The organism is Isoptericola variabilis, from assembly GCF_050311655.1.
Classification (GTDB): domain Bacteria; phylum Actinomycetota; class Actinomycetes; order Actinomycetales; family Cellulomonadaceae; genus Isoptericola; species Isoptericola variabilis.
Genome location: NZ_JBNOZM010000019.1, coordinates 1 through 343 on the forward strand (window position 1 = coordinate 1; position 343 = coordinate 343).

1 protein-coding gene is annotated in these 343 nt (G+C 42.6%); it reads left to right on the forward strand.

What is annotated here, in order from left to right; all coding sequences use genetic code 11:
* Window positions 1-135: 135 nt before the first annotated feature.
* Window positions 136-343 (forward strand): serine hydrolase family protein (locus ACQP60_RS20890; protein WP_071200866.1); only part of this gene is annotated, 208 nt, incomplete at its 3' end.

The window sequence follows — 343 nt, forward strand, 5'->3', positions numbered from 1 at the left end:
GCACCAGGTGGCACTTTTCGGGGAAATGTGCGCGGAACCCCTATTTGTTTATTTTTCTAAATACATTCAAATATGTATCCGCTCATGAGACAATAACCCTGATAAATGCTTCAATAATATTGAAAAAGGAAGAGTATGAGTATTCAACATTTCCGTGTCGCCCTTATTCCCTTTTTTGCGGCATTTTGCCTTCCTGTTTTTGCTCACCCAGAAACGCTGGTGAAAGTAAAAGATGCTGAAGATCAGTTGGGTGCACGAGTGGGTTACATCGAACTGGATCTCAACAGCGGTAAGATCCTTGAGAGTTTTCGCCCCGAAGAACGTTTTCCAATGATGAGCACTT